The following is a 16,249-nucleotide window of genomic DNA, read 5'->3' as shown; positions in this document are numbered from 1 at the left end:
ATGTTAAAGAATACCTATAAATCTCATATTGTTGAGCAATCATTATCAGCGAGATTCTATAAAATTTTAACACTGATCCTTGCTATATCTCACCTACTAGCAGTTCTTTGGTTTATCAATTATGAATTTGAAGAAAAGGTGATCATTCACCCTTTGTCTCTGACTCAAAAGTATGCTGTAGACAAAGAAAATCCAGATCCTTTGTATATTGAAAAACTCGCCACTGAGCTTTTATCCGCAAGGTTTCATTACATTCCAGATACTGTGTCATTTCAATTTGAAAATTTGGCTAAACACTTTCATCCATCAATTTACGGACTGAAAAAATCTGAATTAGCCAATAAAGCTAAATTCATCAAAAAACGTGATGAGTCCAGTGCATTCTATCCAATGAGTATTTATGTCAGTAACTATCAAGCATTTATTACTGCGGATATCAAAACGTATCTAGGGAAAAAAAACATCAGTGAGAAATTGAGGACATTTCAAATGGACTTTGAATACTCAGGCGGACGGATTTGGCTAAAGGAGAATGTTGAAGTTGAAACATTTGATGGAGGAAAAACTTACATAAAAGTTGAAGACAAAGAAGGAGCTGAAAAATGAAGAAGAACTTAACTAAAGCATTGTCTGTTCTTTGTGCCATTGCTTGTTCTTTAAATGCATTTGCAGCACAGAATTTTAAAGTTAAGGATGGGGATGAAGTAAATATTATCATCTCAAGACAAGATGTATCACGACTTGCTGTTGCAGGAAAAGGAAGATTGAAAAAGGTTTGGTCACCAAAGGGTTACTTGGATTTAAAAGCTGATAAATCTCAAGGAGAAGCCTATTTCAAAGCAAGTCCAACTGCGCCTGGGACATTTTCATTTTTCGCAAGAGATGACCTTGGAAATACCTTTACGATTGTGGCCACTCAAAAAATGGTTCCTTCACAAACGATTTTCTTAGAACCAAAAAACACAATATCGAGCAAATTTGAAAGTAATAGATTTAAGCAACAAAGCCTTAAGTCTCAAGTGAATCAACTTTTTAAATCAATGTTCATGGGTACTGCGCTAAGAGGATATGACATTCATGATGAAAATGAAGACGTTCTGATTTGGAAAGAAACAGACATCAAGTTAGTTCAGAGCTTCAAAAGTCACCATTTTATTGGAGAAGTATACATCGTAAAAAACATGACCAATAAACCGCTCCATTTTCATGAGTCTGAGTTCTTTGAGTTTGGGCAAGATGTCATCGCCGCAGGCTTAGCGCAATTAAACCTCATGCAAGGTAAGTCCACAAAACTATACATTGTTCGACGAGGTAGTCATGACTGATTCAGCAAAAACAATCTCAAGAAAGCAGAAGCTAATTGCTGTTTTGGGGTTAATCGGCACTGTGGGGTTTATAACGCTTGGATTGTGGATTTCCGATCCAAATCGAGGAAAACCTTCTGTTCTTGAGCAAAAAAGGATGAAAGAGCAAGAAGTCAGGAAAGACTACACCAGAAAAGGCTCAAGCTCAGATATCTCTCATGAAGAACGCTGGATAGCGAAATCAGAAGAAGAAATGACAAAGTACCTAACTGAAAATAAGGCGTTAAAAGAAGATATCAGCCTACTACAAGAGCAGATGAAACAACTTCATGCAACATTAAAGCGTAATGAACTGACGAATAATAAGGCAATAAATGCAGCACCGATAATCAATACTTCTCCGGTGAAAGGAGAGCTACCCCCACCGCCGAATATGAATAAAGGGAACATTCCAGTTGTTGAGGCTAGCAATCCTCAACTAACACACGAGAGCCCAGGAGATCGACTCGCTAGGAATATGCTGCCTCCTGCGCCTTCGTCTTCTAGTCGTGGCGGTGGTACGAATGCAACATCAATACAAGTCTTTGATTTTGACGATGCTAAATCACAAGGCAAATCGAAAGGGTTAAATATTTCAAATTCTCTACCTTCAGGTGCTTTCGGGAAGATTGTTTTACTTTCCGGGGCTGATGCTCCTACAGGGGGAGAAGCCAAGAATAATCCCGTTCCTATTCTTATGAGACTTGTCGATCATGGGACACTTCCTAACTTTTTTACCTCTGAAATCAAGGACTGTCATGTGACTGGAGATATGCGAGGCGATCTTCCGAGTGAAAGAGGAAAGATCCGTTTAGAGCGGATGTCATGCATCTTGGTAAATGGCGACATTATCGATGTAAAAGTTAAAGGGTGGGTCAATGGAGAGGATGGAAAAGAAGGCTTCCGAGGAAGAGTTGTTGAAAAAAGTGGCGCTTTGATTGCTCGCTCATTTGTTGCGGGAACCCTTTCAGGTATGAGCGCAAATATAGTTTCTCAAAATCAGAAAGTTGAACAAACTGCTTTAGGAAATGTTACGTCAGTAAATCCATCGAAAGCATTTGAAACAGGCATTGCTCAAGGTGGTTCAAATTCAATGGAAAAACTTGCCGAGTACTACATGGAAAGGGCAAACGAAATGTACCCAATTATTGAGGTTGCAGCAAACCGGATGGGGGAGGTTGTTCTAGCAGAACCCATCGAATTTAAGCGAAACATAAAAGGGAACATGGGAGGACCGCAAAAGTGAGACAGAAACTCTTAATTTTACCTATGTCAGCAGCCTTGATGAATGGATGCAGTATGTTTACAGACGAATACTCCTGCGGTGCTATTCCTGAGGCCGAATGTCGCTCAGTGTCTGAGGTTTATGAGCAAACATCATCAAACTCCAGTGATTACAGGAAAAGCTTGTATAACAAGAAAAATAAGAAACAAAACAATATCAGTTTGATAGAGGTTGGTGAAGCCCATCGAACTATCAATTATGTCAATGTTGGTGATCCCATTTTAACGAAACCCGTTGTGATGAGGGTTCTCTATCGCTCTTTTAAAAATGAATCCCATGATTTAGATGCAGGTGGTTATGTCTACTTAAAAATGAAGGAGTCACAATGGGTACTGGAAAAATAGATTTCTTAAGTGAAGTGAAAAGGCTTGAAAGGAAGTTCTTTGGTTCCTTAAAGCAAGCATTCATTGATGATACTCCGCCGACTGTAAGAGCAAGTGAAATGGGGGGCATCCCAACTGAAAGAATGATAAAAGACTTTAGTGAAAGAGTTTCTTTTGCATCGATACTCCCCTACGAATCGTATGATCCAAATACAGGGATGTTTTACAACATCGATACAGTTGGGTTTGTTTTGTATTGTTCTCCTAAAACATCCGTGATGGAGTCAGAGCTAACAGTTCTAAATGGAATTTTTGGTCTAACACATAAACCAAACACAACAATTCAGGTGAGTTTATTCTCAGATCCAAACATTGAGCCCATCTTAAATACTTGGAAAGAGGCAAGCAATCTGAGTGAAGGTGATCCTTTATTGGAAATGACTGAAGCACTTTCAAGTAATCGAGTTGAATATTTGAAATTAGGTAAATGGGACTCTCTTTTTGATGATGAAGCTTCCATTCTCAATAATAAACATCTATTGATTTCCTACACACTTCCTGTACCTCAAGGTCTAAAGGCAGTGGATATGCCTGATGAAGATATTGAGTTTTTAAAAAGAACTCGCCAATCAATACAGGGCGCATTACAAAGTGTAAATATATGGTCTAAGGAAATGGGGGCCGATCTCTTAATTGGGCTATTGGATGGCATGCTAAATCCATCAAGGAAAGAAAAAAATAGACTTCGCTATGACCCAAACAAACTGATCAATACACAAGTCATTGACTCCGATACTGCTGCACTTTGGGGGGCAGGGGTCTCCTCTATTATTCATGATGATGCAAACTTTTCAGTACTTCCTTTTCATGTGAAGCAGTTGCCCAATATTTGGCCAGGATTTCGTAACTCAGAATTAATCGGCTCTTTCACGAATGCGATGTCACGACATCGATGTCCTTATGTCATGACATTAACGGTTAGTGTTCCAGATCAGGTTGCTGAACAGTCTGAAACAAAGAAAAAGATGCTAAGAGCAACACAAATGGAAAGCTCACCAATCTCAAAATATGTTCCTCAATGGCGTGAACGAAAAAGAGATTGGGAGTTCGCTCACAAGCAAATTGATGATGGAAGCAAGATGATGAATTCTTTTTTCCAAATCTTGGCATTTTGCCCTCAAGGGAAAGAGCAAGAGTCAGAGGAAGCGCTAACAGGTGTGTTTAAAAGCTTTGGATGGCTCTTATCACGGAGTCGTTATACTCCGATTCACTCCTTCTTGGGGGCTATGCCAATGGGAGTCTGCCAGGATACCCACCAAATGCTTAAAAAGGTCAATCATTACACGAAACGCCTGTCTTGGACCTGCACGAATTTAGCCCCTTGGGTCGGTGAGTTCAAAGGGACTTCAACTCCATTGCTTCTGTTATTTGGGCGAATGGGCCAAGTTGGGTTCTTTGATAATTTTGACAATGAACAAGGCAATTACAATATTGCTTGTTGTGCAGCTTCTGGAGGCGGTAAATCATTCCTTACACAGGAGATCATTCAAAGAGTTCTATGTACTGGAGGTATCACTTTTGTTATTGATTCCGGGCATAGTTATAGGAATCTAAATCGGATCTTATCTGGCTCCTATATCGACTTTGGGGAAGGCATCCCTAACTTCAATCCTTTTAGTAATATTGAGGATGCAGATGCAGAGTTCATGAAAGATCAAATCGTTCTTCTCAAATCAATCTTTGAACAAATGGTCAGCCCAACAGAACCATTATCGCAAGATTATAAGTCCAGCCTTGAAATGGCCATCGTAGCAGCATGGAAGAAAAAGAAAAATAATGCAGAAGTTGATGATGTCATTGAAGCACTGGAACAAGATCGAAGTGTACATGGTGCTCTCTCAGAACAATCAAGCTTTTTAATTAGATCCCTTTATACATATTCATCGAAGGGCATTTATGGAATTCATTTCTCCGGAAAATCAAATATAGATCTGAATAATCGTTTCGTTGTTTTGAATCTGGATGCTCTAAATGGTACTCCAGATCTTCAGTCCGTTGTTTTATTAATCATGATGATGCGGATCACACAGGTGATGTACTCAGGCAGCCGCTTAATCAAGAAAATGTGCATTATTGATGAAGCTTGGCGGCTCTTATCTGGAAACGCTGGTGAATTCATCGAAGAAGGGTACCGTGTCGCAAGGAAATACAATGGTTGTTTCATGACGATTACCCAAAAAATTGGAGATTATTTTAAATCTGAAACAGCTCAAGCTGCCTTTATGAATTCAGATACGGTGATATACCTGCGCCAAAAACCAGAAGAGTTATTACGAGCCGAAAAAGCAGGTCAAATTGATAACTCTGATGGAAAGGTTGATATCCTGAAAACGCTCAAAACTAGGCATGGAAAATACTCTGAGTTTGTTCTTATTGGACCTAGTGGGTTGAGCGTAAACCGATTCTATGTAGATCCAATCACATCAAAGCTTTTCTCAACGAAAGGCGAGGATGTCGATTTTATAGAGAATAACCTTAAGGAAGGGGTGTCAGTTCTCGACTCTATCACACAACTTATCCGACTAGATAACCAGAGATAATTATGAACACAACAAAGTACCTACTTCCCATTCTATGTGGGTTTTTTGGGGCGCTTATTTTTGTCCTTTTGAATAACGCCTTATATAAAAAATCCCTAGGGGTTATTCGAATGAATGAGATTGTTGTCTCTCACATTGAGCAGAAGGGAACTCAGGATATGCAGGATCATGAAGCGATTGATAAAGCTGAGAAGTTTTCTTCGGCACTTGAGAGTTCTATTCAAGAGGTTTCAGATGAGTATCAGGTGGTTCTCCTGGTTGATCCAGCCGTTGTTTCTTCCGCAGCAGATTATACGGAGGTTGTTAGAGCGAGACTTCAGGAGAAGTTAGCAGATGAACGATAAAACGCCTCTAATCGACACAGCAATTCAAGAGCAAATTCGAAAGCATAAAGCACGTATCATTATCTTTCGGTTGGTCTGCGCATCTGCTGGAATCATCCTATTTCTTTGGCTCATTTCACCTTATATGCAGCTGAAGATAAATGGGACAGATAGTATTGACGGCACTCTATTTTTACTCGTTAAAGATGCTGAAGTGCATAAGGGAGATATTGCCGCGTTTATTCCTCCGAAGAAAAACCTTTATCCCGAGAAACTTTCATTTGGAAAAGTAGTCGCTGGTGTTGCGGGTGATGTTGTGAGTTTTCAGGGCAGAGATCTTTATATTAATGGTTTTTTTATGGGTAGAGCTAAAGAAACAGCCTTCACTGGTGACAAGCTTCAGCTCAGTGATCCAGGTGTTATCCCTCCTGGCTATTTTTTCATGTGGACTGCAAAGGAGGATTCCTATGATTCCAGATACAAGAGCATTGGTTGGATCCATGAAAGCCATGTGCTTGGTCGCCTTCATCGTATCTTTTAAGGCTCTTTCAACAGACCTAGGGCAGTTAGGTAAGTCATATCCCATTATCGAACCTGATTTAATTGAAACCATTAAAACGATGCTTCAAAAGAAACAGGATAGCGGAGAAATGGATGTTTTAAATGAACGGCTAAAAGGAAATGCAAAGACTTATGTGCAAAGGCCACCAGGAGTTTCATTACCAAAAGCAGCTGAGTATCGGGGTTTTGCTGTAGACCCAACCTACACAGTTTCTCAAGATATTCGAGATGCACATGGAAAAGTGCTATTTCCGGCAGGTTACACAATTAACCCGCTTACGATAAAACCTCTGACGAAGGCACTTTGTTTTATTGATGGAGATGATGTGGAGCAAGTGCAATGGCTTGAGAAATATTGTCCCGATAATTACCGATTCAAAAGAATATTGGTGAACGGAGATTTTAATCTGGTTACAAAGAAAACCAAATCGCGCGTGTACTTTGACCAAAAAGGGTATCTCATTTCACATTTTCGGATCAAAGCACTGCCAGCAGTTGTGCGTCAATCGGGGGGGCTACTTTATGTTGAAGAATTTAAAATTTAGTTTTGCAATGTTCTCGTTAACTATTGCGCTGCCTACATATGCTTATGCTGTTGATGGATGCGAAGGACGTTTCCCAAACCCAATCACCGATATTTGTTGGCAATGCATGTTTCCAATCAACATTGGGGGAATGGAATTATCAGCACCGAATCAATCCAATAACGATGATCCGCCACCGCCTTTGATTTGTTCATGTCCAGCACCGCCACCAATTTTCATTCGGTATGGTATTGGCATCAGCTTTTGGGAACCTGCACGTGTCTCAGAGGTTGTTCGGCAACCGTTTTGCTCACCAACATTAAATGGGACCGTTTTGGGTTCATCATCCGCGCCAAGAGGAAACAATGTTGAGCCTGATGGGGAGAAGGGACAAGCATTTTATCACGTTCACTGGATACAGTATCCAGTTTTAAATTGGCTTGGTATGGCTATCACGGAAGGCGCTTGCTACATCAATGAGTCTTTTGATATTGCTTATATGAGTGAGTTGGACCCTTTATGGGATGAAGATGAACTGTCATTTATTTTAAATCCAGAAGCCGCACTTTTTGCAAATCCAATTGCTCAAGCAGCATGTGTAGCCGATTCAGCAAAAGCTGCAATTACCGATTTTGGAATTGATGCGTTGTTTTGGTGTTCTGGCTCACAAGGTTCAGTCTATCCCCTGTCTGGAAATCATGCGAATCATGTCGGTGGTGTTGATAGCTCGTTAGTTGAGACACACAAAATGATCTTCAAATTACATCGGCAATCAATGGCGATGGATACATCAACAACGGGTGCGATTTGTGGGAATGTACCGCAACCAATTCTTAGAAAAAATCAATATAAAACACACATGATGTATCCGATACCACAGAACTTTAAAGCATACGGCTTCGGAGCTCAAAGTGTCATTTGGGGTGCGGGAAGAGAGTTTCCATATAAAGGCGAAGATTTCACGCATATGGTTTGGAGGAAAAGAACATGCTGCGCATTCTAATTATCTTGATGCTCCTCCCGGTTGTTAGTGTTGCTTCTGATGAAGTGAACAAGGCAACTAAGGAATTACTGAAGCAATCGGAAGATCTGATGCAATCCAAAGAGTTTAATGATTGGCTTCAAAAAAGTCGTTCAAGTATGGGTTCAACAGACACTGATACCAAGCAGGTTTTTCAGCAACTTGATGAACTCTTAGATTCTCAAGACTTCCAGGAGCAGCTGAGCTCTGAAAAAAAGAAAATCGAGTCAATGACTACGACTACAGGGAATCGAGGTAATAGTTTCTATCATTTAGATAGAATTCAGCCCAGCTTAGATAAACAACACCTCAAAACGAACGAAGATGTTCGTCATTCAAAGTTTTCAAACTTAGATAAACGTCGCAGTGTTTCAACACCTGTGATCTTAGTTTCACTATCGATGCCAAAGAGCCAGTTGAAAAGCTTAATGACCGAAGCTGCAAAACTGAAATCGAAAGTGGTACTTAGAGGTGTGATTGATAACGATATTAAGAAAACGATCCAGGTGATCAATTCGTTTTCAAATCAATATCAACAAGGCGGGATTTCTATTGATCCAACGCTTTTCACAAGGTTTGAAGTACAACAAGTACCAACGTTCATCCTTCCAATAGAACCTATTCAAGCTTGTACAAAATCAGGTTGTCCTATTCCACAACATGTCAAAGCGTATGGGACTGCATCACTTGAGTACTTTCTTGAAAAAGTATCACGACTTGGCAATTCATCCGAAAAACAAGTCGCTGAATATTGGCTCGAAAAGGGAAAAGAAGGATGAAGTATGTTTATCCGTCGTTAGCGCTTATTTTTTTGTCAGGTTATCTTTTTGCAGAAAATGCCAATAAAGATGGGCAGTCTTTTGCGGATAGCTTGAATCAGACAATCCAAAACAAAGGAAAACACCCAATCACAAACGATATACCCAATTATCAGGGAGAAGAGGTTGAGGAAAAGAAATACTATCAGCGTGGTACTGCAATCGAAGATGATGCGTTAAGTCATTCACAGTCCGATCCAACCTCACGCTTTTTATCAAGCTCAAGAGACAACCGCCCACCCTACAAGATAGATAAAGATAAAGACCCTCTATTCAAGAGAGAGGATGAGATTGTTGAACTATCAAATTCATTGACAGATACGTACTCAGACTGTGTTTCATTACCTGTTGGAACGGAAGATGTCACTGTTCATGACAAGAAACAATGCTTCATTCGTGGACACCAAGAAACTATTCAATTCAGCTGTGACAAAAAACTCAAAGTTTGGTGCGATAACTACAATGCAGGTGAATCAGACTCTTTTCACATCTCAGATTTTGAAGTCAGTGGTGGGGACTCGAATAATTATCAAAATGGCGATACATATACTTTTGAGCATATTGGGCTTAGAGGTAATTGCTCTTGGCATTACAGGACTATCCAGTTTTATATCTCAGATGTTTCTGAGATCACCAAATTTCACATTGACGCAATTCACTATGATGACTGGCTGGATATTGAGATAAACAACTCCCTTGTATTTAGAGGTATTGGGCCACATCAAGGCACAAATGTTGGTGGTAATCACAGCTGTGAGTTTGGAAAGGTTTGGACTGCATCTGGATTTAATGCGAAACACCACTTAAGAAGTGGTTGGAATACAATTCGTTTAACTGTGCAGGTTCACGATTGGGGGCGCTATCATCTCAAATTTACGTTAAAGCGCGTTCGTGGTTGTGATGAAATATCAAAAACGACTTATAGCTGCCCAAGAGGGGAGAGTCACCTCGTAGGTGATCTGATTAACAGCCACTGTGTCAGTTCTGGATATCGTTGGGTTGATGGATTCCGTATCTATCGTTCGTGTTGGAAATGGAAACAACAATATCGAAGATTGGGCAACCCAAAATTTGTGAGAGATCCACTTTGTGATGAAATCGAATCTCAAGGATGTACCCAGATTGGGTCAAATTGTGTTGAAAAAGGAAATGGATATTGTCGAACTCGTCAGCTTAATTATGAATGTCCACGCTTAGTGGCAGCCCGCCATGTTGATCTATGCGGAAATATGTTTTCTTGCCCTGATGGAGACTGCGCGTCAGAGTATCACGTTTCAAAAGACAATACAGACGATTTCAAAAAGGCAGCCACAGCTCTAGCCGTTGCCGAAGAAATATCAAAGCAATTTGATGATAAAAAACTCCTTGTGTTTAAAGGCGCTGCGAAAGAGTGTCGAAAGAAGTCTCTTGGATTTTCGAATTGTTGCGCTTCAAGTGGGTGGGGTCAAGGAATAGGACTGGCTCAGTGTAAGACTGAAGAAAAAGAACTTGGACTGGCCAGAGAAAAAGGTGCTGCACATCATGTTGGCAATTACTCTGTAGGCAGCTGGCCGGATAAACGAAAATATCAAGTGTACTGTACTTACCCATCTAAACTTGCCCGAATTGTCATTGAACAGGGCAACCTCCAACTTGGGCGAGGTTATGGTTCAACTCGTCACCCCGTTTGCAAAGGTTTCACCATTCAAGAACTACAACAACTGGATTTTAACCAAATGGATCTGAGTGAGTTTTATAACGATGTTATGCAGAAAGCGTCAGAAGGCGTGGTTGCAGACCCGAATAAATTGATCAGTGATTTGGCTGATAAGCTCGACAAGCTTGGAGAATAAAATGAACTTAACGAAATTTGTATGTTTTCTGTATTTAATGGTTGTATCTGCTCATGCTCAATCAACAAATAAAGCTTTTTATGACGACCGCGAACGAGGGTGGTATTGGTACGAAGACCCAATGGAAGAGACAGAAGAGGAACAAGAAAACGAAACACCAAATACTTCAAGTTCAAACCTCACAGCGACCGAGATAATCGAGAAGCAAAGAAAATCTTTTAATGAAGCGCTTTCCGCTGCGGTCGTAAATCCGACACCAGAAAATATTAAGAACTATTTGGCAATTACGCAGCTGATCAATGCACAAGCAGAGCGCTTTTCGGAAGGTTTTAAACGGGCTATCTGGGTGTCACCTCAGTATGACTATACGTTAAATGGTCGGCCAACGACCAACCAAGCAATCGCTGCATATAGTCAGGCTAAGGTGAAAGTAGCAAATCAATCGTTGGAAAAAATCGCTTCTGAGAAAGGGCTATTGTATTTCTTTCGAAGTGACTGCCCTTATTGTGCAAAGTTTTCTCCCGTTCTGAAGCAATTTGGAGAACGCTATGGTTTCACAATTATTCCTGTATCTCTTGATGGTCGAGGAACGAAAGAATTCCCATATCCGAAGCAAAGCGTATCAATGGCCAATCAACTGAACGTCAAAGTTGTACCTGCCACATTTTTGGTCGATCCAGATAACAACACCGTTTCTACGATTGGCTACGGATTTTCAGATTGGTCCACCTTAAGTGCCAAAGTTCTAAATGCTAACCAGCAAATGCATCAGCAAGGAGTTCAGTAGTGAATTTTAAGACATTTTCATTGATAACAATGTGCAGTTTTTCATCGTATGCAGCTGCTGGAACCGCTGAAAAAGTGAATAGCTGGTTTAATAATATGGATTATGCAAATGTGACCGCTCCTGGTGTATATGAAGGGCAGACGGCCAGATATGCAACTCTAGGTGGAATATCGACTCGTGCTCCCATTACTCAGCCGTTCAATTTCGTGAATATCCAAACTCCAAAGTTCTCTGCCGGTTGTGGAGGGATCGACTTCTATGCGGGAGGATTTAGTGCAATTAATGCAGATGAGTTCATTAAGAACCTGAGAGCAATTGGCCAAAACGCGCAATCATTAGCCTTTATGCTTGGTATCCAGATCGTGTCCCCACAACTCTCAGGAGTCATGGAGGACATTAACTCTTGGGCTCAAAAATTTAATGCGTTAAACATGGATTCTTGTGAAGCCGCGACCCAATTGGTGGGAGGAACATTAGACTTTTTTGGAGCGAAAGAGGGGAACTGTACAATCAAAAGGATGCAAGATTTCGGGGAGGACTGGTCAACAGCAAATCACAACTGTACGCCAGGTGGTGGCCGAGTGAATGAAACCGAATCTTCAGGAGATAGCCCAAATGAGGTGGCGTTTATCAAAGGAAATTTAGCTTGGAGTGTTTTAATGCAAGATCCTCTCTTTAAATCTGACTTGGATTTTGCAGAACTCATTATGAATTTGACCGGAACAATCATCATCTCAGATATATCGTCATCAGATGATAGTGGGAGCAATATTCAGTTTGTTGACCCTGCTGTAGATGAAAATGGCATTTTCACGGAACAAGGGCAAAACATTTATACAGCTCTTTTACTGGGCAGGAAGGCAAGGGAGGGAGTTCAAATTCGCAAGTGTATTAAGGATAGAAACTCTGATCCTGACGGATGCAGTGCGATTGCGAATCGATTGCAAAAAGTAACAGCAAATTGGCAAGGGTTAAAAACCCGAGTTGAAGATGAAGTCTCTGAAATTCTGGAAAAGATTTATGACGATAGAAGGTTATCAAATGTACAGCTCGGTTTAATACGTAGTACAAAAATCCCCTTATATCGGTACTTAACCGCCGCAGCAGCATACTTTCCAAGAGGTTCAAACGTTGCATCTGTTGCAACTGATTACAGTGACTTGATTGCCGAGGACATTTTATTACGTAATTTATCAGCTGTTTTAGAGAAAACTCGACAATCTATTTCATCTCTACCAAATAACATGGGTGATTCTGAACGTGGAAAAGAATTCTGGCAAAGAATGAGTAATATCCTCAAAGGGATCGGCAAGCTCAGAGAAAAAAATCGCCAAGATGCAGAGCTTTACTTCTCAATGCAAGGTCGCATCCAAAACTATGAACGTGCTGTTATGTCCAGGCTTAGCTCAGGTATGATCCAGTCGACGATGTGGGGGCAGTAGTATGGAAGGTATTCTTCATATCACACAGTTTGCATCCACAACTTGGGAAATATATTCCTACGGAGGTGGTGAGTTCTTAAGACAGATATTAAATGGTGTTGCAGCCATATTTGGTAATCAGAATTACAGTGTCGCTTTAGCTATTTCTGCCATGTTAGGACTCTTAGCTGTAATGGTTCAAATTGCTTTTATGAAGCAGTCTTTTAACTTTCAGTGGCTTTTGGGTGTCATTATGTTCTTCCAAGTTGCTTTGGTTCCTAAAGTCAATGTGACTGTAAAAGATCTAGTCCTTCCTGAAAATACTGCTGTAGTGGCCAATTTGCCTCTTGGTGTAGGTTTAACCGCATCCTTTTTTAGCACCTTCTCACATTGGAGCACGACTCAATCGGAAACCGTTTTTTCATTACCAAACCAGGTGTCATATCAAGGAAGTGGGCTTTTATTTGCATCTCGTTTAGTTGAAGAATCTACTCGATTTGAACTGACTGACCCACGGATCTCATCTAACTTCAGCGATTTTTGGAAAAGCTGTGTTTTTTATGATCTTCTCCTGGGGCAATATACGTGGGGAGAGCTCGTTCGTTCTGAAAATTTAATAGACTTCTTACAGGCAAATACATCTCAAACAAGAGGTTTTACATACACTGATGTGACAAATCAGCGAACAATCGTTATATGTCGTGCTGGGATCAATAACCAACTTGCCGTTGATCTCAATAATGAAACTGCCAACGCAACTCGACTTTATGCTGCCAAACTTTTACCAGAAAAATCTGACATTGATAAGGCTGTCGCACGATACGCAGCAGCCATGCCAGTCGCTTATCAATATATGACAGGTCTGTCTTTGAATAATGCTCAAATAATAGGTACGAATGTTTTAGCTAACTCTCTAAAGAGAGGCTTAGTCAGTTTTGCTTCAGATGCAAATGCACCAGCTGCTGCTCAGGACTTTGCGCTGGCCAGAGCTGAACAAGAAAGGAAGACAACGTTTGTTGTCATGGGACAAATCGCAAAAAAAATGCTTCCTATTCTTCAGCACCTATTCGAAAGTTTCATTTATGCGGTGTCACCAATCGTTCTATTGATGGCGATGACTCCCTTGGTCGCTAAAGTGGCAATGGGATATGTGAAAGCCTTAATTTGGATAAATTTATGGCCTCCACTTTATGCAGTATTAAACTTTGCCGTTACCTTTTACAGTGCAGCTGGAGCAAAAGCTGCTGTCCTAACGAATGGGATTACTGGTACGACTGGCTTATCATTAATGACGAATACAGGTCTTGGCCATCTGATGCAGGATTACGCAGCCGTAGCAGGGTATTTATCATTAAGTATTCCAATGATTGCATGGATGATGGTGTCGATGTCAGGTGCAATGATGGCTGGATTAGCGGGTAGGTTGATGCAAGGATACGAACAACCAGTATCAAAAGCTTCTGATGAGGCCGCTTCTGGTAACATTAACCTAGGCAATTCATCCTTTGATAATCATTCAGCGTTTCAGCACAACGCATCTCCGACCGTTGACTCTGGTATGGTCCATGAACGTTTAGGTTCTGGAACTATGATGGATACGTCCGCAGCTGGTCGGTTTATGCAATTTAATCAATCCAGTGGCGGAACCAGTGTTGATGTCGGACAAACACTTGTGAACTCACATCAACAGAGTTTAGATAGCGCTGTCCAGAGACAACAACAAGAGTCTGCACAATTATCGGAGTCGAATCAGGCCGTATTTAGAGATGCGCAAGCATATGTCAATGATGCAGGAAAGTCTCAGACAAATGATGTTTCCTTTAAAGAGGCAGAGAAAAACTTAAGTACAATCACACAAATGAAGGCAGAACGAGCGCTGGATGATTGGGCTCAGAGTCAAGGGATCAAATTAGACGATGCGACGAAAGCTCAAATTGCTGCACAGGTTGAAGCTGGTGTGAGTGTACCCATATTTGGCGGTGCCAAAGTCTCTGCTTCTGCAGCGGCTGCAACGTCAGAAACGGAGTCCTCTTCATATGATATGGCCCAAAGGTTTATGTCGAGTAATGAATTTACGAAGCTTGCCTCGAATACTGCTGAGGCATCACGTGATATGGTTGCAAAATTTGGCATTAGCACCAATGAGATAGCAAGTTCATCGCTTGATGCAAGCTTAGCCGAGCAAAAAACTAATAGCCGAGAGTTGTCAGAGTCAATCGTTCAGGTAGAATCAGCTCGTGAGTCATTATCTCAAGCAGAGCAATTTGCTACGTCATTCAAGCAAAACTCTTTGAATATTTTGAGCGATTATGCGCAAAAGGAAAAAGGTCTCTCTCAAGCTGATTTCGAGAACATGATCCGAAATGCAGGGCAAGGAGGTCTTCAAGGTCAACAGGCTAGAGAGCAAATAGCGACGCTTATTACGGAATCTAATCTTCACCAAGGTGGTGGTATTAATTTTGAAACAAAAGCAAATGAACTTTCTAGTGCAGGAGAAGAGTCAATTCGAAATCTGTTCTCAAATAATGATCAAGCTGTTTCTGGCGCAAATTCAGCTTATCTTGCAGCAGTTCAAGAGAATACACCCATCTCTTCGGATACAGTTAAAGATACGCTGAATCACTCTGTTCAAGGAGTTCAAGACGGAATGAATAATCCTGATTTAGTCAGAACTCAATCTGACAACGTAGATCGGATTTATGAAGGCCGTCAAGAATTACGTGCTGAAGGCGAAGAAACACAAAACAGGGTACAAGATATGCGAGTCATCAGTGATATGGCCCCTGGAGCTGCTGGTGTTGTCGGCGAGCAAATTCGAGAAAGAGAGATCGAAGAATTAAAACAGGACTCTTTAGATAGATTTTCTGAAAGATTAAAAGAAAAGGAATAGCCTAAATGGTGAACAAAAAACTACTCACATTAATATTTCTCCTTTGTACATCAATAGCTGCAAAAGCAGCTATCTACGAACAAGATTTTTTTGAGGAACTTTCTGAATCCAGATGCCCAGAAACATCTTTAAAATATTGCCATGCACGTATAGGCACTTGGACAGCTGCATATTATATGACCAAAAATACAGACCACTTCAGAAAAAAATTGAGAACAAGGATCATTGCGTCTATTGCTTTGACGCAACAACTGTCTAAACAGGATGCGGAAGTCTGGATACAAACAAAACTGAAGGAGCCAGGTGGAGAGGATTTATTAGAAAAATACTACAAGTTGGAGCGTGATAGGCTGAGAGATTTAATTAGTGCTTACTGGCAAGCGAATGCTGTATTGCCTCCTCTAAATCACTCTTTTACTGTTGAAGCTTACTCTCAAGTAAAGTTAAGAATGTACAAGATCAGCTCTTAAGCTGATCTTCTTTTTCAACAATGCTGGTTCAGTCATTTTCTCTTTTTGTCT

General features: G+C 40.8%; 15 protein-coding genes. All 15 read left to right on the top strand.

Features of this window, described 5'->3' with window-relative positions:
- Genes C505_RS0118485 through C505_RS0118415 form a run of 15 tightly spaced genes read left to right on the top strand, consistent with a single transcriptional unit; the run spans position 1 to position 16,198 of the window.
- Entirely contained in the window at positions 1 to 606 is a 606-nt protein-coding gene (locus C505_RS0118485) for a TraE/TraK family type IV conjugative transfer system protein (RefSeq protein ID WP_018694125.1), read from the top strand.
- Positions 603 to 1,325, top strand: a complete 723-nt coding sequence (locus C505_RS0118480; protein ID WP_018694124.1) for a TraK domain-containing protein — start codon at positions 603 to 605, stop codon at positions 1,323 to 1,325. The genes C505_RS0118485 and C505_RS0118480 overlap by 4 nt, the downstream gene beginning before the upstream one ends.
- A complete protein-coding gene (locus C505_RS23905; protein WP_018694123.1) occupies positions 1,318 to 2,589 on the top strand; it encodes a TrbI/VirB10 family protein in 1,272 nt (423 codons plus the stop codon). Before C505_RS0118480 ends, C505_RS23905 begins: the two co-directional genes overlap by 8 nt.
- Positions 2,586 to 2,972 carry a TraV family lipoprotein gene (locus C505_RS0118470; RefSeq protein ID WP_157369195.1) on the top strand — a complete coding sequence of 129 codons (387 nt, stop codon included), beginning with the start codon at positions 2,586 to 2,588 and terminating at the stop codon, positions 2,970 to 2,972. The genes C505_RS23905 and C505_RS0118470 overlap by 4 nt, the downstream gene beginning before the upstream one ends.
- Positions 2,954 to 5,551: a type IV secretion system protein TraC gene (gene traC, locus C505_RS0118465; protein WP_018694121.1), complete on the top strand. Its 2,598-nt coding sequence runs from the start codon at positions 2,954 to 2,956 to the stop codon at positions 5,549 to 5,551. Before C505_RS0118470 ends, traC begins: the two co-directional genes overlap by 19 nt.
- A gap of 2 nt (positions 5,552 to 5,553) precedes the next feature.
- Positions 5,554 to 5,895 (top strand): TrbI F-type domain-containing protein, encoded by a 342-nt coding sequence (locus C505_RS0118460; RefSeq protein WP_018694120.1) that lies wholly within the window; start codon positions 5,554 to 5,556, stop codon positions 5,893 to 5,895.
- Positions 5,885 to 6,415, top strand: a complete 531-nt coding sequence (locus C505_RS0118455) for a S26 family signal peptidase (RefSeq protein ID WP_018694119.1) — start codon at positions 5,885 to 5,887, stop codon at positions 6,413 to 6,415. Before C505_RS0118460 ends, C505_RS0118455 begins: the two co-directional genes overlap by 11 nt.
- Positions 6,342 to 6,980: a type-F conjugative transfer system protein TraW gene (gene traW / locus C505_RS0118450; RefSeq protein WP_211215099.1), complete on the top strand. Its 639-nt coding sequence runs from the start codon at positions 6,342 to 6,344 to the stop codon at positions 6,978 to 6,980. Before C505_RS0118455 ends, traW begins: the two co-directional genes overlap by 74 nt.
- The gene (gene traU, locus C505_RS0118445) at positions 6,958 to 7,962 is read left to right on the top strand and encodes a conjugal transfer pilus assembly protein TraU (RefSeq protein WP_018694117.1); all 1,005 of its coding nucleotides are present in this window, start codon (positions 6,958 to 6,960) and stop codon (positions 7,960 to 7,962) included. Before traW ends, traU begins: the two co-directional genes overlap by 23 nt.
- Positions 7,947 to 8,759: a type-F conjugative transfer system pilin assembly protein TrbC gene (trbC, locus tag C505_RS0118440; protein WP_018694116.1), complete on the top strand. Its 813-nt coding sequence runs from the start codon at positions 7,947 to 7,949 to the stop codon at positions 8,757 to 8,759. Before traU ends, trbC begins: the two co-directional genes overlap by 16 nt.
- Positions 8,756 to 10,630 (top strand): conjugal transfer protein TraN, encoded by a 1,875-nt coding sequence (locus C505_RS0118435; RefSeq protein WP_018694115.1) that lies wholly within the window; start codon positions 8,756 to 8,758, stop codon positions 10,628 to 10,630. Before trbC ends, C505_RS0118435 begins: the two co-directional genes overlap by 4 nt.
- A gap of 1 nt (position 10,631) precedes the next feature.
- The gene (locus tag C505_RS0118430; RefSeq protein ID WP_018694114.1) at positions 10,632 to 11,417 is read left to right on the top strand and encodes a conjugal transfer protein TraF; all 786 of its coding nucleotides are present in this window, start codon (positions 10,632 to 10,634) and stop codon (positions 11,415 to 11,417) included.
- Positions 11,417 to 12,859, top strand: coding sequence for a conjugal transfer protein TraH (locus C505_RS0118425; protein WP_040440297.1), 1,443 nt, complete (start codon positions 11,417 to 11,419; stop codon positions 12,857 to 12,859). Before C505_RS0118430 ends, C505_RS0118425 begins: the two co-directional genes overlap by 1 nt.
- Before the next feature lies 1 nt (position 12,860).
- Positions 12,861 to 15,728: a conjugal transfer protein TraG N-terminal domain-containing protein gene (locus tag C505_RS0118420; RefSeq protein WP_018694112.1), complete on the top strand. Its 2,868-nt coding sequence runs from the start codon at positions 12,861 to 12,863 to the stop codon at positions 15,726 to 15,728.
- Positions 15,729 to 15,733: 5 nt separating this feature from the next.
- Positions 15,734 to 16,198, top strand: a complete 465-nt coding sequence (locus C505_RS0118415) for a hypothetical protein (RefSeq protein WP_018694111.1) — start codon at positions 15,734 to 15,736, stop codon at positions 16,196 to 16,198.
- Positions 16,199 to 16,249: the final 51 nt, after the last annotated feature.

Source organism: Algicola sagamiensis DSM 14643, assembly GCF_000374485.1.
Taxonomy (GTDB): Bacteria; Pseudomonadota; Gammaproteobacteria; order Enterobacterales; family Alteromonadaceae; genus Algicola; species Algicola sagamiensis.
The sequence above is the reverse complement of the archived record's forward strand: the minus strand, read 5'-3'. Positions and strand labels throughout refer to the sequence as shown.